Annotated in this window: 15 protein-coding genes, 1 tRNA gene and 1 pseudogene; 11 read left to right on the forward strand and 6 right to left on the reverse strand. The window is 62.8% G+C overall.

All coding sequences use genetic code 11. The features are described from left to right. Window positions 1–91 precede the first annotated feature (91 nt). Window positions 92–829 carry an N-formylglutamate amidohydrolase gene (locus GLR48_RS05205; protein ID WP_237059354.1) on the forward strand — a complete coding sequence of 246 codons (738 nt, stop codon included), beginning with the start codon at window positions 92–94 and terminating at the stop codon, window positions 827–829. A 12-nt stretch (window positions 830–841) separates the two neighbouring features. Beyond that, window positions 842–1132 (forward strand): DUF1244 domain-containing protein, encoded by a 291-nt coding sequence (locus GLR48_RS05210; RefSeq protein ID WP_237059356.1) that lies wholly within the window; start codon window positions 842–844, stop codon window positions 1130–1132. A 42-nt stretch (window positions 1133–1174) separates the two neighbouring features. Here GLR48_RS05210 and preA read toward each other — a convergent pair whose 3' ends face one another. From preA to GLR48_RS05225, 3 genes are read right to left on the reverse strand one after another with little or no spacing between them, the layout of a single operon-like run. Next, complete coding sequence (gene preA / locus GLR48_RS05215) at window positions 1175–2479, reverse strand: NAD-dependent dihydropyrimidine dehydrogenase subunit PreA (RefSeq protein WP_237059358.1); 1305 nt, start codon at window positions 2477–2479, stop codon at window positions 1175–1177. An 11-nt stretch (window positions 2480–2490) separates the two neighbouring features. After that, a complete protein-coding gene (locus GLR48_RS05220; protein WP_237059359.1) occupies window positions 2491–3273 on the reverse strand; it encodes an Fpg/Nei family DNA glycosylase in 783 nt (260 codons plus the stop codon). Then, on the reverse strand, window positions 3266–4585 hold the full coding sequence (locus GLR48_RS05225) for an NAD(P)-dependent oxidoreductase (RefSeq protein ID WP_237059360.1): 1320 nt from the start codon (window positions 4583–4585) through the stop codon (window positions 3266–3268). Before GLR48_RS05225 ends, GLR48_RS05220 begins: the two co-directional genes overlap by 8 nt. A 402-nt stretch (window positions 4586–4987) precedes the next feature. Here GLR48_RS05225 and GLR48_RS26030 point away from each other — a divergent pair, with 402 nt between their 5' ends. Further along, window positions 4988–5452, forward strand: a complete 465-nt coding sequence (locus GLR48_RS26030; protein WP_442915759.1) for a DUF6538 domain-containing protein — start codon at window positions 4988–4990, stop codon at window positions 5450–5452. Then, the gene (locus GLR48_RS05230) at window positions 5418–5957 is read left to right on the forward strand and encodes a hypothetical protein (RefSeq protein ID WP_237059361.1); all 540 of its coding nucleotides are present in this window, start codon (window positions 5418–5420) and stop codon (window positions 5955–5957) included. The genes GLR48_RS26030 and GLR48_RS05230 overlap by 35 nt, the downstream gene beginning before the upstream one ends. Here GLR48_RS05230 and GLR48_RS05235 read toward each other — a convergent pair. The 3 genes and pseudogenes from GLR48_RS05235 to GLR48_RS05245 form a co-directional block, all read right to left on the reverse strand. Further along, window positions 5954–7201: pseudogene (locus GLR48_RS05235) on the reverse strand (IS3 family transposase). The gene GLR48_RS05230 and the pseudogene GLR48_RS05235 sit on opposite strands and share 4 nt — an antisense overlap. A gap of 29 nt (window positions 7202–7230) precedes the next feature. Continuing rightward, window positions 7231–7401 carry a hypothetical protein gene (locus GLR48_RS05240; RefSeq protein ID WP_237059362.1) on the reverse strand — a complete coding sequence of 57 codons (171 nt, stop codon included), beginning with the start codon at window positions 7399–7401 and terminating at the stop codon, window positions 7231–7233. A 197-nt stretch (window positions 7402–7598) separates the two neighbouring features. Then, window positions 7599–7684 (reverse strand) — tRNA-Leu (locus GLR48_RS05245). Between the two features lie 156 nt (window positions 7685–7840). On the opposite strand from GLR48_RS05245, the gene GLR48_RS05250 reads away from it, so the two are divergent. From GLR48_RS05250 to fzlA, 7 genes are all read left to right on the forward strand, one after another. Next, a complete protein-coding gene (locus GLR48_RS05250; protein ID WP_237059363.1) occupies window positions 7841–8824 on the forward strand; it encodes a complex I NDUFA9 subunit family protein in 984 nt (327 codons plus the stop codon). Between the two features lie 4 nt (window positions 8825–8828). After that, complete coding sequence (locus GLR48_RS05255) at window positions 8829–9635, forward strand: undecaprenyl-diphosphate phosphatase (protein WP_237059364.1); 807 nt, start codon at window positions 8829–8831, stop codon at window positions 9633–9635. 153 nt (window positions 9636–9788) lie between these two features. After that, window positions 9789–11258 carry an NAD(P)-dependent oxidoreductase gene (locus tag GLR48_RS05260; RefSeq protein WP_237059365.1) on the forward strand — a complete coding sequence of 490 codons (1470 nt, stop codon included), beginning with the start codon at window positions 9789–9791 and terminating at the stop codon, window positions 11256–11258. Next, complete coding sequence (locus tag GLR48_RS05265; RefSeq protein WP_237059368.1) at window positions 11255–11968, forward strand: hypothetical protein; 714 nt, start codon at window positions 11255–11257, stop codon at window positions 11966–11968. Before GLR48_RS05260 ends, GLR48_RS05265 begins: the two co-directional genes overlap by 4 nt. Further along, complete coding sequence (gene gltB / locus GLR48_RS05270) at window positions 11955–16487, forward strand: glutamate synthase large subunit (protein WP_237059370.1); 4533 nt, start codon at window positions 11955–11957, stop codon at window positions 16485–16487. Before GLR48_RS05265 ends, gltB begins: the two co-directional genes overlap by 14 nt. A 103-nt stretch (window positions 16488–16590) precedes the next feature. Next, a complete protein-coding gene (mtgA, locus tag GLR48_RS05275) occupies window positions 16591–17310 on the forward strand; it encodes a monofunctional biosynthetic peptidoglycan transglycosylase (protein WP_237059372.1) in 720 nt (239 codons plus the stop codon). A 53-nt stretch (window positions 17311–17363) separates the two neighbouring features. Continuing rightward, the gene (gene fzlA / locus GLR48_RS05280) at window positions 17364–18029 is read left to right on the forward strand and encodes an FtsZ-binding protein FzlA (RefSeq protein WP_237059374.1); all 666 of its coding nucleotides are present in this window, start codon (window positions 17364–17366) and stop codon (window positions 18027–18029) included. Window positions 18030–18077 lie beyond the last annotated feature (48 nt).

Consider the following 18077-nt stretch of genomic DNA (forward strand, 5'->3'; position numbering starts at 1 on the left):
TAGCGGTAACGACGCTGTCACGGACCTTATTGCCCAATTCCATTCCTGTCACAACTAGCCTAAATGCCCAGAAGAAAGAATGACGGGTTCCATGACCGACAATGCCTATGAAATCAGCGGCGCAGACCGCCCCGGCCGGTGGCTGATCACCTGCGATCACGCCACCAACATCGTGCCCGACTGGGTCAACGGCGGCGACCTCGGCTTGCCTGCGGCAGAGATGCAGCGCCATATCGCCTATGATATCGGCGCCTTGGGTGTGGCGCAGGGGCTGGGGGCCGCGTTGGATGCGCCGGTTGCCGCATCGCGGTTTTCGCGCCTCGTGATCGACCCGAACCGCGGCGAACAGGATCCGACCCTTCTGATGAAGCTTTATGACGGGACGGTCATTCCGGCCAACGCCCGCGCCGATGACGCCGACCTGACTCGCCGTCTGCAACTGCTGCATCGTCCCTATCACCGCGCCATCGCCGCGCTGGCGGACCAGCGTGCGGACCCTGTGATCTGCGCCATCCACAGTTTCACCCCGCAACTGAAAGGCCGCCCGCCCCGCCCGTGGGAGATTGGCATCCTTTATGCTGCCGACGACAGACTGGCGGGGCCATTCATCGCCGCCTGCCGTGCGCAGGGCTGGACGACGGGCGACAATCAGCCCTACACCGGGCACCTGCCGGGCGACAGCATCGACCGGCACGCCCTGCAACATGGCCGCCCCAATCTTCTGATCGAGGTGCGCCACGATCTGATCGCAACCCCCGCCGGTCAGGCCGCGTGGGCCACACGTCTGGCCCCGATCCTGCAACGGGTTCTGGCCGATAGCGGACTTTGAAGGAGTATCACGATGGATGACCAAACCCGGATCGAACTTGAGGCCGCCGCCTTTCGCCGCCTGCAGCAGCACCTGCTGGCCGACCGTCCCGATGTGCAGAACATCGACCTGATGAACATGGCCGGTTTCTGCCGCAACTGCCTGTCCCGCTGGTATCAAGAGGCCGCAAACGCGCGTGGCATCGAGATGTCGAAGGATGAAGGCCGCGAGGCCTTCTATGGCATGCCCTTTGCCGACTGGCAGGCGCTGCATCAGACCGAGGCGACGCCCGAGGCCAAGGCCGCCTTCAAGGAAAGTCACTAACGCGGTGGCGCCGGCCCCCCGGTTCGGGGTGCCGGCGGTCTGTCATTCGGCGGCGACGGCACCGGGATTGTTGGGGTGCGTCGTCCAGTTGGCATAGCCGTCCGCGACAACCTTGCCGGTGCGGGGGTCCGTCTGACCTGCTGGCACCTGCTCCATCGAAATGCAGTCCGCCACCGGGCAGACATCGACACAAAGGTTGCAGGCCACGCATTCCGCGTCGATCACCGTGAATGTCCGGTCAGCGGACATGGCAATCGCCTGATGGGACGTATCCTCGCAAGCCGCATAGCAGCGCCCGCAAGAGATGCACTTGTCCTGATCGATCTTGGCCTTGGCGACGTAGTTCAGGTTCAGATACTGCCAATCCGTCACGTTCGGCACCGCCTTGCCCACGAAGTCGGCGGTCGAGGCGTAACCCTTTTCGTCCATCCACTGGGACAGGCCCGATTTCATCTCGGCCACGATCTTGAACCCGTAGGTCATCACGGCGGTGCAGACCTGCACGTTGCCACAGCCCAAGGCCATGAACTCTGCCGCGTCGCGCCATGTCGTGACACCGCCGATGCCCGAAATCGGCATCCCGCGCGTCGCCGGATCGCGGGCGATCTCGGCCACCATGTTCATCGCGATGGGCTTCACCGCCGGGCCGCAATAGCCGCCGTGCGTGCCCTTGCCGTCGATCATAGGTTCCGGCGACATCGCGTCCAGATTGACGGAGGTGATGGAGTTGATCGTGTTGATCAGGCTGACCGCATCGGCCCCGCCATTTCGCGCCGCCTGCGCGGGCTTGCGGATGTCGGTGATGTTCGGCGTCAGCTTCACGATGACCGGGCGGTCATAGTATGTCTTGCACCAGCGCACGACCATTTCGATGTATTCGGGCACCTGTCCCACGGCAGACCCCATGCCGCGCTCGGCCATGCCGTGCGGGCAACCGAAGTTCAGCTCGATCCCGTCGGCGTTCGTCTCCTGCACACGGGGCAGGATGTCACGCCAAGCCTGCTCCTCGCAGGGCACCATGATCGACGCGATCAGGGCGCGGTCGGGGTAGTCGGCCTTGACGCGCGCCATCTCCTCCAGGTTCACCTCCAACGGGCGGTCGGTGATCAGTTCGATATTGTTCAGACCCAGCATCCGCCGGTCAGCGCCGTAGATCGCACCATAGCGCGGGCCGTTGACGTTCACGACGGGCGGCCCTTCGGACCCAAGCGTCTTCCACACCACGCCGCCCCATCCCGCCTCGAAGGCGCGGCGCACGTTGTATTCCTTGTCCGTTGGCGGGGCAGAGGCGAGCCAGAAGGGATTCGGGCTGCGAATGCCCAGAAAGTCGGTGGTCAGGTCGGCCATGGCGTGTCCTTTCAGGCTGTCTGATGATCGGGGCAGTGATACGCAGTGCGCCCACCCACGGTTTTCTTGGTGATGGTTCCACCGCAGCGGGGGCAACCGGCGCCCGCCTCGCGGTTGTGGATCAGCCAGTCGCGCGGCAACTGGCTGTAATCGGCATTCTTTTCCATGACGTGACCCATGATGTCCTGCACCGCACGGTGCAGATGGGCGATGCGATCCGACCCGAGGTCGGACGCCTTTGTGTCGGGCATGATCCCGGTGCGATACAGTGCCTCGTCCGACCACAGGTTGCCGACGCCCGCCAGCTTGCCCTGATCCAGCAGTGCGGACTTCACGGCCCCACGTGTGCCCCCGATCACTTGGGCAAAGGCATTGTCGCCGATCTGCATGGCATCGGGGCCAAGGCCCTTTGCGGCGATGAAGTCATCGACGTCCTCGACAATCTTCACGTGCCCGAACTTACGCGGATCGCGAAAGGTCAGCCGCCGGTCGCCCTCGAACACCACCGTTAGCCGGGCGTAGTCCGGCGGCGTGTCGCCGTCGTCGTAGACGCGCAAGGAGCCCGACATGCCAAGATGGATATGCATCCACGGGCCATCCTTCGATCCGGCAAAGATGTATTTGCCGTGCCGCCGGGTCTGGCTGAACTGCGTGCCGATCAGCCGCGCCCGCTCTGCCTCTGACGGAAGATCGACATGGGTGACCTCGCCCAGCGTGAAGCCCGCGATCGTGCGGTGCAGGCAGGTGTCCGCGATGCGCCGCCGGGCGGCGTCCGCTTCGGGCAGTTCAGGCACCGGTCAGCACCGCATGGATATCCATCGCGGCATCTCGTCCTTCCGCGACGGCTGTCACCGTCAGGTCATCGCCGCCCAGCGCACAATCGCCACCGGCCCAGACGCCATCGCGCGTCGTGCGTCCGGCACCGGTCACCTTGATCTTGCGCCCCTCGACGGTCAGGCCGCCGTCGGTCGTCAGGGTCTGGCCGATGGCGCGAAAGACCTGATCGGCGGGCAGGGTCACCGTCTCTCCGGTCCCCTTCAGGCCGCTGCCGTCGCCAGCAGTGTATTCCAGATCGATCCCGCCGTCATGGACGCCGTGCGGCTGCACGTTGAACATCAGCCGCACACCGTGGCTGGCCGCCAGATCTTGTTCGTACCGGCTGGCCCCCATCGCATCGCGTCCACGCCGATAGGCGATGGTGACATTCTCGGCCCCCAGCAGTTTCGACTGCACTGCCGCGTCCACGGCCGTCATGCCGCCACCGATGACGACAACATTGCGCCCGACGGGAAGGGTGGTCAGATCCGCGCTCTGCCGCAGGTCCGCGATGAAGCTGACCGCGTTGGCCACGCCGTCACGATCGTCGCCCGCGATCCCCAGGGCATTGACGCCCCCCAGACCGACGCCAAGAAACACCGCGTCGAAAGCCGTCGCCAGATCGTCGAGGCTCAGATCGCTGCCAAGTGCCTTGCCTGTCTCAAGATCGATCCCGCCAATGCCCAACAGCCACTCGACCTCTCGCGCGGCAAAACCGTCGGTCGATTTATAGGCGGCAATACCGTATTCATTCAGGCCGCCGGGCTTCGGCCGCGCGTCATAAAGAGTCACGGCGTGCCCCAGCATCGCCAGACGGTGCGCACAGGACAAGCCGGCGGGACCAGCGCCCACGACGGCGACGCGCTTGCCCGTCTCTGGCGCGCGGGTGAACGGATGCCCCTGTCGTGCCATCAGCGTATCCGTGGCGTGGCGCTGCAGGCGACCGATCTCCACAGGCTTGCCCTCTGCCGCCTCGCGCACGCAGGCGCCCTCGCACAAATCCTCGGTCGGGCAGACACGGGCGCACATGCCGCCAAGGATGTTGCTCTCAAAGATCGTGCGCGCCGCGGCCTCGGATGTGCCGGTCGTGATCTGCCGGATGAACAGTGGAATATCGATCGACGTCGGGCAGGCCGTCACACAGGGCGCATCGTAGCAGAAATAGCAGCGATCAGCGGCGACCAGAACCTCGTGGTCGTCAAGGGGGCTGTGCAGGTCTGTGAAACCGGCGGCAATCTGGTCAGCGGTCAGGCGGCCTGCGGCAATTCCGGGGGCGGTGGGCGATGTCATGGGCGAACTCCGGTGCATTCATCACCAGCAGCCTGCCACAGGTTCATTTTTTATCAAACGGTAAATTTTAGGCGGATTGCGAACGGTCGGATAAGCCGCAATGCAACGCTGTAACCTTCTCGCATATCTCTGGCTGCGCCTATTGGAATATTTGTCAGTTGTCACGCCCGCGCCGTTTCCACAAAGCAGGACGCATGAAAACAAAAAGCCCCGAAAACCGAAGTTTTCAGGGACTTTTTGTCGTGTCATTTTTGGTGCCCAGTAGACGCAAGCATCCGGACAGCAAGGTTTTTCCGTCCGGGCTCATAAGCTCCCAATTTCTCGGAACAAACCGCCCCTCCCTCTTCAGGGCGGGGTTCCTGAGAAACGCTCCGTTGTGGAGCACCATGTGGGGCAGTCCAGATGCCAAAGAAGAACAATACCCCAGGTCTCAAGCTGCGAGGCAACGTCTACTACATCCGAATCCGCGTCCCGGCCGCATATGCTGACGTCGAGCCGCGCAACGAGGTCTTTCGGTCGCTCAATACGAGTGATCTTCATGAGGCCCAGGCAAAGTGCGCCAATGCTCGTCTCGCCCTTCGGGTCGAATGGGATGCCGCGCGTGCGGCTCAGAAGGCCGACGTCCGCGCCGTCTTCGATACGTCGACGGAGCTGCTGCGATCATGGGGCATGTCATTTAGCCCGATGACTGACTTACTCACTGGCGAGATCGACGAATTGCTTCGCCGAATCGAAAAAGATTGCCAACGTCGATCCTGCATCCCCCGCCGTGCACGCAATCCTTGGAGCGGTCGATCGCCCGGACCACACTCTGGCAGAGATGGCAGAGCGAATGTCAGAACTGAAGGCAGCAGAGATCCGAGCTAAGAACCCGCGCCAACGCCGGGAGTGGTGCGGGAACTTTCTGCGGGCGGCAACGGATTTCGCCGCGGAGATCGGAGAGCGGACGATCATGACGATCTCAGAGCAGGATGCCACAGACTACTGGGAGTTCTGGAAAAAGCGGGCCCGTGAAGACGTCACGCCTAACTACGCGAACAAGCAAATCCGCTATGTCAGACAGATGATCGACGCCCACTTTGAGGACATCCGCATACCCGTGAGCAAGCGAGTCAACCCCTTCAGGGGGATGAGCGTGTCGAAGAATGCATATGATTCTGCCGACAGCGAGCGCTCGAAGCTGCCGCTGCCGGAAAACTGGATCAGAAACCAATTGGTCGGCGGAAGGATCTTGGAACCCTTCAATCAAGAGGCCTCCGATATTGCAATCGTCGCAGCTGTGTGTGGGTGCAGGGCATCGGAGATTTATGACCTACCGGCGGAGGATATTCGCCTCGATGAGCTGCTGCCGGTTTCGTGGACACCGGGTTAGGTTTGCATAGCTCGGTCCTCGAACGCCATAGGGCTGAGATAGCCCAGCTTCGAATGCCGTCGCCTCGGATTGTAAAAGCGCTCGATGTAGTCGAACACGTCGGCGCGTGCCGCGTCACGGGTGCGGTAGACCTTGCGGGCTGTCCGTTCGATCTTCAGCGACGAGAAGAAGCTCTCCATTGCTGAGTTGTCCCACACATTGCCTGCACGGCTCACCCGGCAAATGATGCCGTTGTCCAGCAGCAGGCGCTGAAACTGCTCACTGGTATATTGCGATCCTTGGTCTGAGTGATGGAGCAGCGCGTCAGCCTTTCCGCGCCGCCAGACGGCCATCCGCTGCCCGGCAGTGGTTTGCAGGTCATTCCGGTGGAATGACTGGCAAACCATGAGAGGGATCAGCGCATCCATGACCAGTGAAGCATCCCGTTCCGCCTTCATGGACCAGCCGACGGTGAGCCATTGATGCGCCATTGGTTCAAGCACAATGGCGAACCCTGGAGAACAGGTCCAGCACGACCGCCACGTAGAGCCAGCCCTCTGCGGTCCAGATGTAGGTGAAGTCGGCAAGCCACTTCTGGTTCGGCCGGTCTGCTGTGAAGTCGCGGTCAAGGATGTTGTCGGCGATGACCGACCGCTCGCCGTCATCCTTCGGGTTCCCGCGGCGTTTGGGCCGCGCTCTCATTGCATTTAGCCGCATCAAGCGTTCGATCCGGTGCAGTCCACATGCGAGACCTTCTTCCAGAACGTCACGCCAGACCCGGCGGGCGCCATAGGTGCGATCGCTGGCCTTGAAGCTCTTGTCGATCGACTGGACGAGCTTTGCATCCTGAGCCGCGCGTTCGCTTATCGGCCTTCTGAGCCAGGCATGAAAGCCGGATCGGGAGACGCCCAGCACCGCGCACATCCAGCTGACCGGCCAAATGTGCCGATGCTTTGCCACGTAAGCGAACGTCATGTCGCTTCCCGCGCGAAGTAAGCTGCCGCCTTTTTTTAGGATGTCACGCTCCGCCTTGAGCTTGGCGACCTCTCTCTTCAGGGTCGCAATCTCGGCCAATTCTGCGCGTTGCAAGCCATTGCCGGGAAACGCCGCAACAGGCGCTCCCATCAATTCCCGCATCCAGCGACGCGAGCCACGCTCTCCGCAAGATCCAGGTCCCGGCACGCCTGAGCGACCGCAACGCCTCGCTCGGTCACCAGCCTTACCGCCTCGATCTTGAACTCGCGGCTAAACTTCCGTCTCGTCATATCCACTCTCCAGTTCAATGGTCACGATCTTATCTTCGTGTCCACAAAACCGGCAGCAGCTCACTGAGGTCTGTTTGGGCCGCAATCTGTCTCTCGATTTCGAGGACGATCGGCACGAACTTCGCCCTGTCCTCCCTTGCTTGCACGATGCGCACCATCACTCTTCTTGCGGCTTCCAGCCTTCCCAATGTCTCGTTCATCTGCTCCATCCCCCAAATCAGGGTTGAAGCTGAGATCGGTCCGATGGCTTCAGCGCGGAAATCGATGAGCTGAACTCTTCGGTAGCTTGCGACTGGGGCGCGGCGACAAGCGTCGGGTGACTTGTGGAGCAGTTTCGAGACGAAAGCTCAGTAAAAAAGCAAAAAACCCAGCATTGCTGGGCTTTTTCGCTTTGCTTTGGTGCCCAGGAGAGGACTCGAACCTCCACGTCCTTGCGAACACTAGCACCTGAAGCTAGCGCGTCTACCATTCCGCCACCTGGGCAGGTGTCGTGAAGGGCGATTTAGAGGTGGCCAAGAGGAGTGTCAACGCGAATTTCACGCAACATCGATATTTCGTCGCGCAATGCGAAAGGGTGTTTCGGCTTGTCTGGCACAGGGGTGAGGTCTAAACCCCGATCAGCAGCGAAAGAGGCCTCTCATGTCCAAGCTTGTCACCATCTTCGGCGGTTCCGGTTTTGTCGGGCGGTATATCACGCGACGTCTGGCGCAGGACGGCTGGCGCATCCGCGTCGCCTGCCGCTCGCCGGAAGAGGCGGGTTTTGTCCGGACCTATGGCGCCGTGGGTCAGGTCGAACCCGTGTTCTGCAACATCCGCAATGACGACAGCGTCCGCAGCGTGACCCGCGGCGTCGATGCCGTGATCAACTGCGTGGGCGTGTTGGCCGAGTCCGGCAAGAATACCTTCAAGGCCGTTCAGGCCGAAGCACCCGGGCGCATCGCCCGCATCGCGCGTGAAGAGGCCGTGACGCGCATGATCCAGATTTCAGCCATCGGCGCCGACAGCGAGTCCGCCAGCGCCTATGCCCGCACGAAGGCCGCCGGCGAGGCTGCCGTGATCGAACAGATGCCGGGTGCCGTGATCCTGCGCCCCTCGGTCGTTTTCGGGCCGGAAGACGAATTCTTCAACCGCTTTGCCGGTATGTCGCGCATGGGGCCGGTGCTGCCGGTTGTCGGCGCCGACACGCTGTTCCAGCCCGTCTATGTCGATGACGTCGCCGCGGCGGCTGTGGCTGCATTGGACGATCACACGGCACAGGGTGTCTATGAACTGGGCGGTCCCGATGTGGCGACCTTCCGTGACCTGATGCACAGAATGCTGGCCGTCGTGCAGCGCAAACGCATCGTGGCGAACATCCCCTTTCCCATCGCGCGTCTCATGGCTGGCGGCTTTGGCCTGCTCAAGACCGTGACGCTCGGCCTCGTGACGCCGCCGCTGACCACCGATCAGGTGCGTAACCTGGGCGTCGACAATGTCGTGTCGGATGGCGCGCGCGGACTGCGCGATCTGGGCGTGACGCCGACGTCGATCGACTCTGTCCTGCCGGATTACCTGTGGCGGTTCCGACCATCGGGACAATACACGGCGATCAAGAACAGCGCCAAGAATCTGAAGAAGTCATAACGTCATGGATACCCACACCACCCTCATCTCCGCACTTTTGGGATTGATCGAGGGGCTGACGGAATTCATTCCCGTCTCGTCGACGGGTCACCTTTTGCTGGCCGGTCATTTTCTGGGGTTCGAAAGCGCCGGCAAGACCTTCGAGGTCGTGATCCAACTGGGCGCCGTTCTGGCGCTGCTGACCGTCTATTTTGGCAAGCTGTGGCAGGTCTTTCGTGACGCGCCCCGCGATCCCGCCGCGCGGCGGTTCATCCTGTCCGTGCTGATCGCCTTTCTGCCAGCCGTCGTGATCGGCGTGCTGGCCCATGATTTCATCAAGAACGTCCTGTTCGAGACGCCCCGCCTGATCGCCGTCATGCTGGTGCTGGGTGGCATCGTGCTGCTGTTCGTCGAACGGATCGCCCCACCGGAACGTCACGACGACGCCACTGCCTTCCCGATGGGCATGTCGCTGGTCATCGGATTCATTCAGTGTCTGGCGATGATCCCCGGCGTCTCACGCTCCGGTGCGACCATCGTCGGTGCCTTGATGATGGGCGCCAGCAAGCGCGCTGCCGCGGAATTCAGCTTTTTCCTGTCACTGCCGACGATGGCGGGTGCTTTTGCCTATGACATCTACAAGAACCGTGATGTCCTTGACGCCAGCGCCGTGAACGAGATCGCGATCGGCCTGATCTGCGCGTTCATCAGCGCCGTGCTGGTCGTGCGCTGGCTGCTGGGGTTCGTCAGCCGCCATGGCTACGCGCCGTTCGGCTGGTGGCGAATCATCGTCGGCTCTGTCGCATTCGTCGCACTTTCCATGGGTCTCTGACCAAATAGGTAACTCGTGCTGACCTATTTGGGCTAGATTTCGCCCTGGTAAGTCAGGTGGACTGCGATTTTCCGGTATATAGGTCAGTATTGCTGCCTTTTCATTCTCTTTGACCCGCCGTAAAACGTCGGCAACGCGAGGATGGAGAAGACAATGGCCGGCCAGAAAATGCTGAAGTTCACGACCGTCAGCCGGGACATGCCGGAAAAGCGGCCGCCGAACCTGCGGCGCGAGGATTTTCATGAAATCTACGCCGAATATGCGACCGCCAAGGCCGAAGAACAGGCGAGCCGCTGCAGCCAATGCGGCGTGCCCTATTGCCAGAGCCATTGCCCCCTCCAGAACAACATTCCCGACTGGCTCCGCCTGACGGCGGAAGGGCGGCTTCAGGAAGCCTACGAGATCAGCCAGGCCACGAATACTTTCCCAGAGATCTGCGGCCGCATCTGCCCGCAGGACCGTCTGTGCGAAGGCAACTGCGTCATCGAACAATCCGGCCACGGCACCGTGACCATCGGGTCGGTCGAGAAATACATCACCGATACCGCGTTCGAGGAGGGCTGGGTCAAGCCGATCCGCCCCTATGCGGAGCGCACAGAAAGCGTCGGCATCATCGGTGCCGGTCCGGGTGGTCTTGCGGCGGCCGACATGTTGCGCCGTCAGGGCGTGCAGGTTACGGTCTATGATCGCTACGACCGCGGCGGCGGTCTGCTGACCTACGGCATCCCCGGCTTCAAGCTGGAAAAGGACATCGTCATGCAGCGCATGGCGCAGCTGGAAGACGGCGGCGTCGAGTTCGTGATGAACTGCAATGTGGGCGAGGATCTGTCATTCGACGCGATCCGCGGCAAGCACGATGCGGTCCTGATCGCCACAGGCGTCTACAAGACGCGCGATCTGGACAACCATGGGTCTGACGCTGACGGCATCGTCAACGCCATCGACTATCTGACCGCCAGCAACCGCGTCAGCTTTGGTGACGATGTGGCCGAGTTCACCTCTGGCGAGCTGAATGCCGCGGGCAAGAAGGTCGTCGTGATTGGCGGCGGCGATACGGCGATGGACTGTGTGCGCACCGCGATCCGTCAGGGCGCGACGTCCGTGAAATGCCTTTATCGCCGCGACCGCGCCAACATGCCGGGATCGCAGCGCGAGGTGCAGAATGCCGAGGAAGAGGGTGTCGAATTCGTCTGGCTGTCCGCGCCGAAGATGTTCGTGGATGACGCGGCCAACCTGAACGACACCCGCGCCATCACCGGCCCGCTGCGCGGCGTCGTCGTCGACAAGATGCGTCTGGGCCAGCCCGATGCCACCGGTCGCCGCAGCCCAGAGCTGATCGACGGCGCCCATTACGTCGAAGAGGCTGACCTTGTCGTCAAGGCGCTGGGGTTCGAGCCAGAGGATTTGCCGACGCTTTGGGGTGTCGAGGGGCTGGAGGTCACGCGTTGGGGCACGGTCAAGGCCGACTTCACCACGGGCAAGACCACGCTGGACGGCGTCTTTGCGGCCGGCGACATCGTGCGCGGGGCCAGCCTCGTGGTCTGGGCGATCAAGGACGGGCGCGATTGCGCGACGGCGATCCTCGATTATCTGTCCCAGTCCGATGCGGTGGCGGCGGAATGATGCGCGGGGCGCTGGTCGTCCTGTCGCTGATCGGATCGCAGGCGGCAGCGGCCGACAGCTTTGCGTTGCCGCAGGGCTGCACCGCCTTTCTGACGATCCAAAGCCACAGCTGTTCGGTCGAACATCACTTCACCTGTGCCGCTGACCCCGAGGGCGTGAAGCGCCGGGTCAGCCTGTCCGAAGACGGGCTGACCTATCTGGGCAGCACCGATGAAGATGCCCAATGGCTGTCCAGCTTCTATCCCTTCACCAACCACCGCGAGCGGCTGGAGGACAATCCCAAGGATCCCGCGTCCCTCGGCGCGCTGCTGAAAACCGGATCCGACAGCTATGATTTCCAGACCCTGTCGGACGAGATCGGCACGACCCGCTATGTCGGCGAGGACCGCCTGACCGGGCAGATCGTGACCATCGACGACGTGGCGCTGCAGCAGACGGAATACAATATCACCGCGTTCGGTGCCGACGGCAGCACGCTCTGGTCGTCAAAGGGCAACGAGTTCGTCAACGCCAAGGACCGCATGTTCATCGGCGGCACAGGCACCGTGACCGTGCCGGAAGGGCCGTTCGACAAGGACGACCGCCCGGTGCAGTTCATCTATCCGGGCGAGCCCGGCTTTCTGTCCGCCAACCCGAAATTTGACTGCGGCGCGATCCTGTCGTCCGCACCGTCCGTGACACCCAAGGAGATTTCCGATGACAACCTATGATGAAACCTGGGTCGCCGCCGAAGAAGCCAAGCGCAAGTGGATGGCCGAAAACAGCCTGTACCGGGACGAGGATGAACATTCCTCCTGCGGGGTCGGCCTTGTCGTGTCGATCAAGGGCGAGGCGTCGCGCGACGTCGTCGAAAAGGGCATCAATGCGCTGAAGGCGATCTGGCACCGCGGTGCTGTCGATGCCGACGGCAAGACGGGCGACGGTGCCGGCATCCACGTCCAGATCCCGCAGGCGTTCTTTCACGACCAGATCCGCCGGACGGGTCACGAACACGCCGAAGGCGAACGCATCGCCGTCGGCCAGATCTTTCTGCCGCGCACGGATTTTGCCGCACAGGAACGCTGCCGCACGATCGTGGAATCCGAAGTGCTGCGCATGGGGCACTGGATCTATGGCTGGCGCCATGTGCCCGTGAATATCGACGTGCTGGGTGAAAAGGCCAACGCGACCCGGCCCGAGATCGAGCAGATCCTGATCCGCTGCGAAGGTGAGATGGACGAGGAGCAGTTCGAGCGCGAACTCTACATCATCCGCCGCCGGATCGAGAAGGCCGTGACGGCCGCGGGCGTCGCGGGCTTCTACATCTGTTCGATGTCCACCCGGTCGATCATCTACAAGGGCATGATGCTGGCCGAACAGGTCGCCGTCTTCTACCCCGACCTGATGGACCAGCGGTTCGAGTCCGCTTTTGCGATCTACCACCAGCGCTATTCCACCAACACCTTCCCCCAGTGGTCGCTGGCCCAGCCCTTCCGCATGCTGGCCCACAATGGCGAGATCAACACGCTGAAGGGCAACATCAACTGGATGCGCAGCCACGAGATTCGCATGGCCTCCTCGGCGTTCGGAGAAGCGGCGGGAGACATCAAGCCGATCATCCCGTCGGGGGCCTCCGACTCTGCCGCACTCGATTCCGTGTTCGAGGTGCTGGTGCGTGCCGGCCGCACCGCGCCGATGGCCAAGACGATGATGGTGCCGGAAGCGTGGTCCAAGCAGCAGGCCGAAATGCCGCAAAGCTGGCAGGACATGTACGGATACTGCAACGCCGTCATGGAACCCTGGGACGGCCCCGCCGCCCTTGCCATGACCGACGGCCGCTGGGTCTGCGGCGGGCTTGACCGTAACGGCCTGCGCCCGCTGCGCTATGTCGTGACCGGTGACGGCCTGCTGGTCGCCGGGTCAGAAGCCGGGATGGTCCCGGTGGACGAATCCACCGTCGTCGAAAAGGGTGCGCTGGGTCCGGGGCAGATGATCGCCGTCGACATGACCGAAGGGCGGCTTTACCACGACACCGAACTGAAGAACAAACTGGCAGTCGGCCAGCCCTTCGGCGACTGGGTCGAAAAGGTCGTCGAACTGTCCGACTTGCTGAAGAACGTGCCGGAACAGGCGCTGTTCGAAGGCGAAGTCCTGCGTCGCCGCCAGCGCGCTGCCGGCTATAGCATCGAAGAGCTGGAGCAGGTGCTGGCCCCGATGGCCGAGGACGGTAAGGAAATGATCGCCTCGATGGGCGACGATACGCCCTCTGCGGTGCTGTCCACGACCTTCCGCCCGCTGTCGCACTTCTTCCGCCAGAACTTCAGCCAGGTCACGAACCCGCCGATCGACAGCCTGCGCGAAAGCCGGGTGATGAGCCTCAAGACGCGGTTCGGCAACCTCAAGAACGTGCTGGACGAAGACAGCAGCCAGACCGAGATCCTCGTTCTGGAAAGCCCCTTTGTCGCGAACGCCGAGTTCGACGAGATGGTGAAGCATTTCGGTGAAAGCGTCGCGATCATCGACTGTACCTTTGCCCCCGGCGATCATGCACTGGCCCATGCCCTTGAACGCATCCGGTCAGAGGCAGAGGACGCCGTCCGGTCCGGCGCCGGGCATCTGGTGCTGACCGATCAGCACCAGTCCGAATCCCGTGTCGCGATGCCGATGATCCTGGCCACCAGCGCTGTCCATTCGGGTCTGACCCGGAACGGTTTGCGGACCTTCTGTTCCGTCAACGTGCGCTCTGCCGAATGTATGGATCCGCATTACTTCGCGGTCCTGATCGGCTGCGGTGCGACCACGGTGAACGCCTATCTGGCACAGGACAGCATCGCGGACCGTCTGAACCGTGGCCTTGTGGACGGAACCCTGACCGAAGCCGTGGGCCGTTACCGCGCCGCCATCGACGCCGGTCTGCTCAAGATCATGTCCAAGATGGGCATTTCGGTCCTGTCGTCCTATCGCGGTGGTCTGAACTTCGAGGCGGTCGGCCTGTCCCGCGCCATGGTCGCCGAATACTTCCCTGGCATGCAGTCGCGGATTTCCGGCATCGGCATCAGCGGTATTCAGGCCAAGCTGGAAGAGGTGCACGCCCACGGCTGGCGTCAGACCGATCAGGTCCTGCCCATCGGCGGCTTCTACAAGGCGCGGCGTTCGGGTGAAAAGCACGCCTGGGAAGCGCAGACGATGCACATGCTGCAGGCGGCCTGCGCCAAGTCTTCCTATGCGATGTGGCAGCAATTCTCCAAGGCGATGCAGTCGAACCCGCCGATCCACCTGCGCGACCTGCTGGCGATCAAGCCGATGGGAAAGGCCATTCCCATCGAGGAAGTCGAGAGCATCACTTCGATCCGCAAGCGGTTCGTGACGCCGGGCATGTCTCTGGGCGCCCTGTCGCCCGAGGCGCACAAGACGCTGAACGTCGCCATGAACCGGATCGGCGCAAAGTCTGACAGCGGTGAGGGCGGCGAAGACCCCGCGCACTTCCTGCCAGAGGCGAACGGCGACAACCCGTCCGCCAAGATCAAGCAGGTTGCATCGGGGCGTTTCGGCGTCACGGCGGAATATCTGAACGCCTGTGAAGAGCTTGAGATCAAGGTCGCCCAAGGTGCCAAGCCCGGCGAGGGTGGCCAGTTGCCCGGCATGAAGGTCACCGACCTGATCGCCCGGCTGCGGCATTCGACCAAGGGGGTCACGCTGATCTCTCCGCCGCCGCACCACGACATCTACTCGATCGAAGACCTCGCGCAGCTGATCTACGACCTCAAGCAGATCAACCCGCGCGCCAAGGTCACGGTGAAGCTCGTGGCCTCCAGCGGCGTCGGCACGATTGCCGCGGGTGTGGCCAAGGCCAAGGCCGACGTCATCCTGATCTCGGGCCACAACGGCGGCACCGGGGCCTCGCCTGCTACGTCCATCAAATACGCGGGTCTGCCGTGGGAAATGGGTCTGACCGAGGCGCATCAGGTTCTGGCGATGAACAAGCTGCGCGAACGCGTGATCCTGCGGACCGACGGTGGTCTGCGCACGGGTCGTGACATCGTCATGGCCGCGATGATGGGGGCCGAGGAATACGGCATCGGCACCGCCGCCCTGATCGCCATGGGCTGCATCATGGTCCGTCAGTGCCAGTCGAACACCTGCCCGGTGGGCGTCTGCACGCAGGACCCGGCGTTGCGCGAAAAGTTCGTGGGCAACGCAGACAAGGTCGTGAACCTGATTACCTTCTACGCGACCGAAGTGCGGGAAATCCTCGCGTCCATCGGCGCGCGGTCGATCCAGGAGGTCATTGGTCGGGCCGATCTGCTGACGCAGGTCTCGCGCGGCTCTGCCCACCTCGACGATCTGGACCTGAACCCGCTGCTGATCACCGTCGATGGCGCGTCCAAGATCAAGTACGACCGCGCGCAGCCGCGCAATGTCGTGCTGGACACGCTGGACGTCGAAATCGTGAAGGACGCCGAACGCTTCCTGAAGGACGGCGAGAAGATGCAGCTGGAATACGCGGTGCAGAACACGCTGCGCACCATCGGCACGCGAACGTCGAGCCACATTGTCAGCCGGTTCGGGATGAACAACGACCTGCAGGACGACCATCTGACGGTCAAGCTGCGCGGGTCGGCCGGTCAGTCGCTGGGCGCGTTCCTCGTCCACGGGCTGAAACTGGAAGTCTCTGGCGATGCCAACGACTATGTCGGCAAGGGTCTGTCGGGCGGGACGATCGTCGTGCGTCCGCAGATGCAAAGCCCGCTGGTGGCCTCTGAAAACACGATCATCGGCAACACGGTGCTTTACGGTGCGACAAAGGGGTTCCTCTTTGCCTCGGGTCGCGCTGGCGAACGCTTTGGCGTGCGCAACTCTGGCGCGCATGTGGTGATCGAAGGCTGCGGCACCAACGGCTGCGAATACATGACCGGCGGTGTGGCGGTCATCCTTGGCAGCATCGGTGCGAACTTTGGCGCGGGCATGACCGGGGGCATGGCGTACCTTTATGATCCGGATGGCACTGCGGCAGAGTTGATCAACATGGAAACGCTGGTGACCTGTCCGGTCACGGTGCCGCATTGGGAAAACCAGTTGATGACGCTGATCGAGCGTCATGCCACGGAAACCGCAAGTCGCAAGGCGCAGGACATCCTGCAGCATTGGGAAACCGAGCGGCAGAATTTCATCCAGGTCTGCCCGAAGGAGATGCTGATCCACCTCAAGGCGCCGCTGAGCATCGAGGATCAGGCCATCCCGGCGGAATGATAGTGGCACGATGACCATGTGACACCCCGCAGCGCCCGTCGCTGCGGGGTGTTTTCGTTCCGGCAATCTTGACCATGGGTCGTGTGGCGTGACTTATGGGGCCATGGCGAAAACCCGCAAATCCGCAAAGTCCGACACACCCGCGCCGCGCCTGACCGGCCGGTTGATCCGGCGCAGGCTGCGGCAGGCGGTGCTGGGCGTGATCGGGCTCGTGGTGCTGGTGACACTGCTTTACAAACTCGTGAACCCGCCGACGACGCCCTACATGCTGACCGAGGGCCACAGGCTGGGGGGCGTCACGCAGGACTGGGTGGCGATGGACGATATCGCACCGGTCATGGCGCGATCCGTCGTCGCGGCCGAGGATGCGAATTTCTGCCTGCATTGGGGGCTTGATATCGGCGCGATCCGGGCGGCGCTGGCAGCGGGCGGCGATCGCGGGGCATCGACCATCTCTCAGCAGGTGGTCAAGAATGTCTACCTCTGGCAGGGGCGAAACTGGGTCCGCAAGGCACTGGAAGCAGTCTGGACGCCGCTGACCGAATTCTTGTGGAGCAAGCGGCGTATCCTGGAACTTTACATGAATGTCGCTGAATTCGATACCGGCGTCTTTGGCGTGCAGGCGGCGGCGCAGCATTATTTCGGCGTCGATGCCCGGAGCCTGAGCGGCGTGCAAGCCGCTCGGCTTGCGATGGTGCTGCCGGATCCCAAGGGGCGCGACGCTGCCAATCCGACCGCGTGGCAGCGCCGGCGGGCGGCGGGCATCATGGACGGGGCTGCCACGATCGCCGTTGACGGGCGTGCGTCCTGTTTCCAGAGTTGAATGCAGGCCCAAGGTGCGGCATTGAGGACGCAATCCTGAATTGCGAGAGTGTCATGAACCGCCTCTATCATTTTCCGCTGTCCCCATTTTCGCGCAAGGTCAGGCTGAGCCTTGCGGAAAAGCGCATCGAGGTGGAACTGGTCGAAGAGCGCTATTGGGAGCAGGACAGCGATTTCCTGCACCGCAACCCGGCGGGCAAGGTGCCTGTGCTGCGGCTTGGCAACCGCATGCTGAGCGAGAGCGCCGCGATCTGCGAATATCTGGAAGACACGCACCCCAATCCGCCGCTGATGCCGCGGGACGCCGATGCGCGCTACGAGGTGCGGCGTCTGGTCGGCTGGTTCGACGACAAGTTCTATCGCGACTGCACCGAAAAGCTGCTGGGCGAGCGGGTGTTTCGCAAGGTCAAGGGCACGGGCTATCCCGACAGCACCAACGTCAAGGCGGGCAGCCGCGCCATGCGGTTTCACCTCGACTACATGACGAAGATACTGGAGCATCGCCGCTGGCTGGCCGGGAACGAGATGACGCTGGCGGATTTCGCGGCGGCGGCTCAGTTGTCCTGCCTCGACTATATCTCTGACGTGGACTGGAACCGGTCGGAGATCGTCAAGGACTGGTATGCGAAGATCAAGTCGCGTCCGGCGTTCCGGTCTTTGCTGGCCGATCAGGTGCCGGGATTCCTGCCGCCGTCGCATTATGCCAACCTTGATTTCTGATCGGGGGTGGGGCGGGCCCGCCCGCCCACCCCTTTTCGGGGCGCTGCC

The sequence above is a fragment of the Loktanella sp. M215 genome, assembly GCF_021735925.1.
In the GTDB taxonomy this organism is placed as follows: Bacteria; Pseudomonadota; Alphaproteobacteria; order Rhodobacterales; family Rhodobacteraceae; genus Loktanella.

What these genes read in the sequence shown, in the direction of transcription:
- GLR48_RS05210 (WP_237059356.1), top strand. Translation starts at nt 842, where the DNA reads ATGGATGACCAAACCCGGATCGAACTTGAGGCCGCCGCCTTTCGCCGC.
- GLR48_RS05230 (WP_237059361.1), top strand. Translation starts at nt 5,418, where the DNA reads ATGTCAGAACTGAAGGCAGCAGAGATCCGAGCTAAGAACCCGCGCCAA.
- GLR48_RS05225 (WP_237059360.1), bottom strand. Translation starts at nt 4,585, where the DNA reads ATGACATCGCCCACCGCCCCCGGAATTGCCGCAGGCCGCCTGACCGCT.
- GLR48_RS05265 (WP_237059368.1), top strand. Translation starts at nt 11,255, where the DNA reads ATGATGCGCGGGGCGCTGGTCGTCCTGTCGCTGATCGGATCGCAGGCG.
- gltB (WP_237059370.1), top strand. Translation starts at nt 11,955, where the DNA reads ATGACAACCTATGATGAAACCTGGGTCGCCGCCGAAGAAGCCAAGCGC.
- GLR48_RS05240 (WP_237059362.1), bottom strand. Translation starts at nt 7,401, where the DNA reads ATGAACGAGACATTGGGAAGGCTGGAAGCCGCAAGAAGAGTGATGGTG.
- mtgA (WP_237059372.1), top strand. Translation starts at nt 16,591, where the DNA reads ATGGCGAAAACCCGCAAATCCGCAAAGTCCGACACACCCGCGCCGCGC.
- fzlA (WP_237059374.1), top strand. Translation starts at nt 17,364, where the DNA reads ATGAACCGCCTCTATCATTTTCCGCTGTCCCCATTTTCGCGCAAGGTC.
- GLR48_RS05260 (WP_237059365.1), top strand. Translation starts at nt 9,789, where the DNA reads ATGGCCGGCCAGAAAATGCTGAAGTTCACGACCGTCAGCCGGGACATG.
- GLR48_RS26030 (WP_442915759.1), top strand. Translation starts at nt 4,988, where the DNA reads ATGCCAAAGAAGAACAATACCCCAGGTCTCAAGCTGCGAGGCAACGTC.
- GLR48_RS05205 (WP_237059354.1), top strand. Translation starts at nt 92, where the DNA reads ATGACCGACAATGCCTATGAAATCAGCGGCGCAGACCGCCCCGGCCGG.
- preA (WP_237059358.1), bottom strand. Translation starts at nt 2,479, where the DNA reads ATGGCCGACCTGACCACCGACTTTCTGGGCATTCGCAGCCCGAATCCC.
- GLR48_RS05250 (WP_237059363.1), top strand. Translation starts at nt 7,841, where the DNA reads ATGTCCAAGCTTGTCACCATCTTCGGCGGTTCCGGTTTTGTCGGGCGG.
- GLR48_RS05255 (WP_237059364.1), top strand. Translation starts at nt 8,829, where the DNA reads ATGGATACCCACACCACCCTCATCTCCGCACTTTTGGGATTGATCGAG.